The following is a 3682-nucleotide window of genomic DNA, read 5'->3' on the forward strand; positions in this document are numbered from 1 at the left end:
CCATCCCGAAGCACTGGTGCATCCCCCAGCCGAAGTGCAGGTACGACCGGATGTCACGGTCGATGCGGAACCGCTTGGGATCGGGGAACCCGTCGGGGTCGAACATGGCCGAAAGGGTGCCGATCGCCATTCCGCTCCCCGGCTGGATCTGCTTCGCGCGCGGCGTGCCGGCCGCCAGCGTGTAGGCCGACGAGCACGTGCGCGCCATGAGGGGCGTGTGCGGGTTGAAGCGCACCGCCTCCCATGCGTACTGGCGCACGCGGTCCAGGTCGCCCGCCCGCGCGGCGGCCTGGGCGCCCTCCAGCTCGCGGGGACGGCGAAGGAGCTCGTCGATGGCCAGGATGCTGAAGCGCGAGATGGTATCCACCGCGCCCACGATCTGCCCGGCGATGTTGCGCCGGACCCAGTCGTCGTCGGCCCACGGCTCGGTGGCGCCCAGGGCGATCATGCGCCCCATCACGTCATCGTCCAGCCCCGTTCCCGCCGCGCGCCGCCGGGCGATCTCGGGAAGCACCCACGCCTTGACCTCCAGGAAGGACTGGTGCGCCGCCTCGCGGACGTACGGATCGTCGAGGGGGTTGGCGAAGGCGTCCTGGAACAGGTTGCGCAGCCAGCGCTGCAGCGTGGTGCGGTCCGGCCCGGGGAAGCCGAAGTAGCGCTCCACCAGCTCCGACGGCACCGCGCGCGTGAGCGACTGCACCGCCTCGATGCGCCGCCGCGGGCGCGCGGCCTCGATGGCCCGGGCCGACGCGTCGCGCGCCAGCTCGCGGATGCGCCCGGCGTCCTCGCGGCGCGCGCACGAGCGCAGGGCGGCGTGGTCGCGGTCGTATTCCGGTCCGCGGTCCATCGCCAGGATGAAGGGCCCGTTGATGCGGTCGATGGAGGGCCCGTTCACCTGGCTGATGGTGAACACCTCGTCGCGGTCCAGCGTTTCCAGCACGTCCGCGTGGCGGCTGACCACCACGCGCGTACCCACCTTGGCCAGCGGCGCGTGCCGGCGCAGGACGGCGAACACGGCGCGCAGCACGCGGCGCCCGGTGAGCGCGTAGAAGATCCTGCGCTTGATGCGGATCTTCAGGCCGCCCTGCGAGTTGGGCGACCGCGGCTGGCGCGCGGGGGCGGTGGAGGCCGTGGGGGCGGGCGGAGCGAGGGTGCTCACGGGACTGCCTTTCGTTCGGAGGGAGAGAACGCGGAGGGACGGCGTACGGAAGCCGGGCCGCACCATGATAAGCACCCTGCTGCGAGCGGACAATCTTTCTGTGTTGCCGGGGCCGCCGGGAGGGGGACGCGGGGAGCGGAGGTCCCGGTTCGGTGGGACGCGAGCGCCCCAATGTTCCCGCCCCCGGTCCCCGGCGGAAACATGCGCCGTACCGGAACCATGGCTCTCCCAACGACTTGCGGATAAGCTTTGCGTCGCGCGCAAACGGACCTTAACTTGCGCAGACATCCGCATCCCCGATCCGGTCCGTTTCTCCACGGAAGCACCCTCCCCACGCTCTCCGCTCCGAACGGCCCGGTCTCCGCCGGCCTCTCCGATCCACCCCTCCGCCGGCAAAACCCTCGCGTACGCAGGAGCCCCCGCTGATGAGCGACAACCCGCTCGCCCCTCCCGTCCCGGACCAGCCGCAGTCCGCCGCGACCGATCCCAACGTCATCCAGGTCCCCGCGATCGCCTCTCCCCCCGAGGGCGAAACCAGGGTGCACGTGGGCGCCGAAACCACCGTGGTGTCCGACAAGCTTCACCGGCGCGCACAGGTGGCCGAAGCGCGCTCGCGGACGGCGCTGCAGAAGCTGGAGTCGGCGAAGACCGACGGGCACACCAGTCAGGCGTCGCTCCTGGTGATGGTACCGGTGAAGGCCGGCCATTACGACGAGCTTCAGGCGCTGTTGAAGAAGGTGGCCAACCCCAACGACGGCTACGACTTCGAGGTCAACTGCATCATCCCGTTCGCGAAGATCACCACCCTCCACTTCGCGCGCATCCTGCTGCACGAGGCCTCGCCCAGCCCCACCAACAAGCTGCCGGAGTACGACGGCAAGGTGCAGGTGACGGGCCCCGCCATTCCGCCCAAGCTGCTGTTCGCCACCGACTTCGACGGCGCGCTCGACGAGCACATCGACGAGCTGCTGGACGTGGCGGGCCCGGGGCTGGACCAGGTGTTCAGCCACTGTGAGGGATGGCCCGGCAGCCACGACCGCGCGGCCGTGCACGGCTTCATGCTGCGGCACCACCTGGCCTCGAACACCTTCTACACGGGGACCATGCACCGCTCCGTGGACCAGATCCACCGGGAAGAGGAGCTTCACCAGGCCATCGAGCGGTACCTGGACGAGAACTCGGGGAAGGCCGACTTCCCCCGCGAGCCGCTGGCCATCCGCAACCGGGTGCGCGACTGGGTGTTCCAGAACCCCGAGTTCGCGTGGGCGCGCCAGCAGCCGGGCCCGTTCCCCAAGCTGCTCTTCAACCCCGACTACCTGCTGCAGGTGGGCATCGGCGCGCTGCTGGCGGTGCTGGCGGCGCTGACCGTGGTGGTGCGGCTGGCGACGGGCTCGTGGAGCACGGCTCTGATGGTGGTGGGCGGGCTGGTGGTGGTGGCCGGCGTGGTGCTGGGTGCGGCGTACGCGTACCTGCGCAAGCTGGAAAAGACGGACCCGGTGATCCTGCAGAACAAGAGCATCGACGACCTGCTCTCCATCGAGGACCGGATCGTCCAGAACCAGATGAGCAGCGTCATCTACATCAAGGAGCCGCTCTGGTTCCGGGGGACGATCCTGCGCGCGGTGCTGGCGTTCATCAACTTTTCCGCGAAGTACCTGAGCAACCAGGGCACGCTCGCCGGCATCCCGTCCATCCACTTCGCCCGCTGGGTGATCGTCGACGAGGGGCGCCGCCTGGAGTTCTTCAGCAACTTCGACGGCAGCTGGGAAAACTACCTGGGCGACTTCATCGACAAGTCGCACAATGGCCTGACCGGCGTGTGGAGCAACTGCGTGGGCTTTCCGCGGACCAGGAACCTGATCCAGGACGGCGCCACCGACGAGCAGAAGTTCAAGGCGTACTCGCGCGACAGCCAGATTCCCACGCAGGTGTGGTACAGCGCGTACCGCTGGCTTTCGGTCGACAACATCAACAACAACAGCAAGATGCGCCTGGGCCTGTACGGCGACATGACCGCCGCCGAGGCCGGGCTGTGGGTGCGCCGTTTCGGCGGCACCACCAACGTCGACAACACCGGCCCGGCACTCTCTTCGGCCAAGCCGAAGCCCACCCCGGCGCCCAGGGTGGAGCTGCACGACGTGCAGGGGCTGGTGGCGCGCAGCTTCAACGCGCTGAAGCACGCCGACTATCTGCCCGTGTACCTGCCCGCCGACGCGGCGGCGGCCCGCCGCTGGGTGGGCGACGTGGCCGGCGCGGTCACCGCGGGCGACAAGCGGAGCGGGGACGTAAAAAAGGAGGGGGTGGCGCTGAACGTGGGCTTCACGGCCGAGGGGCTGAAGGCGCTGGGGCTGAGCGCCGATGACCTGGACACCTTCGCCCAGGAGTTCACCGAGGGGATGATCACCGAGCACAAGCAGCGGGTGCTGGGCGACAACGGCCCCTCGGACCCGAAGCTCTGGGCGTGGGGCGGGCCCGGCGACACCGTGCATGCGATGGTGTACGTGTACGCCGGGACCCCCGAGC

The 3682-nt window shown here is 69.6% G+C and carries 1 protein-coding gene and 1 pseudogene; one reads left to right on the top strand and one right to left on the bottom strand.

From position 1 onward, the window contains the following. A partial coding sequence (locus VIB55_RS24530; RefSeq protein ID WP_331879320.1) for a hypothetical protein occupies positions 1-1159 on the bottom strand: 1159 nt, incomplete at its 3' end. A 425-nt stretch (positions 1160-1584) separates the two neighbouring features. On the opposite strand from VIB55_RS24530, the pseudogene VIB55_RS24535 reads away from it, so the two are divergent. Beyond that, a pseudogene (locus VIB55_RS24535) lies at positions 1585-3682 on the top strand (hypothetical protein); the annotation flags it as partial.

It is taken from the genome of Longimicrobium sp., assembly GCF_036554565.1.
Taxonomy (GTDB): Bacteria; Gemmatimonadota; Gemmatimonadetes; order Longimicrobiales; family Longimicrobiaceae; genus Longimicrobium.